Genomic DNA, 724 nt, shown 5'->3' with positions numbered 1-724 from the left:
CTGTTGTTTTGGCAACCGGTATCGCGGTCCTCCTGGCCGGCGGACCGGCCTTCGCGGCGGACGACAAGGCACTACCCCCACAGAATGCCAAGAAACTTTCGGAGATCGTCGCCAAGGTCGAGCGCCGCACCGACTTCCGCTATGTGAAGGAGGTCGATTGGGATAGCGACGGCTACACCATCACCTACTACACCACGGACAAGGCCAAGGTCCAAATCACCTACGACCCCGTGACCGGCGAACCAAAATAGGCTGCCTCGCCCTCCGCCGAGCCTGCCAAAGCATTTAAGCCGCTGCCCGCCGGTGTCCGACCTCCGTGCTTTGGCGCTTAACACTCCTTTGCCGCACGAAAACCCGGCGCGACGGACCACACTTGCATCGACAAAACTTTGGTGGCTAACTGCCCGCCGTGATTGCGGGCTCGGGGGTGCATGGCAATGATCGGCTACGTCCTGAAACGCATCCTGATGGTGCTTGTCGGCTATCTGGTCTCTGCGCTCGTCGGATTGATCGCCGTGGTGGTGATCTACGCGATACTGAGTTCGCTACCCGACGCGCCAGCTTATTTCGGGCTTATGGAACTCACGCCGGTCGCCGTGCTGGTGGTGCCGCCCCTCGGTATGTTCGTCTATTTCCTGACGATCATCCTGACGGGTATGCAGACGCTGGTCTTTGCCTTGATCGCCGAGTTCTTCTCGCTGCGAAGTTTCTGGCTGCATATGGT

General features: G+C 59.7%; 1 protein-coding gene and 1 pseudogene. Both read left to right on the top strand.

Features of this window, described 5'->3' with window-relative positions; all coding sequences use genetic code 11:
• The first annotated feature begins 8 nt into the window (after nt 1–8).
• Entirely contained in the window at nt 9–251 is a 243-nt protein-coding gene (locus EOD07_RS36430; RefSeq protein WP_245470639.1) for a PepSY domain-containing protein, read from the top strand.
• A gap of 180 nt (nt 252–431) precedes the next feature.
• Nucleotides 432–724 (top strand): annotated as a pseudogene (locus EOD07_RS36425) (hypothetical protein); the annotation flags it as partial.

This window comes from Mesorhizobium sp. M2C.T.Ca.TU.002.02.1.1 (assembly GCF_003997225.1).
Note: the sequence above shows the minus strand (reverse complement) of the source record. Positions and strands in the feature narration are given on the sequence as shown.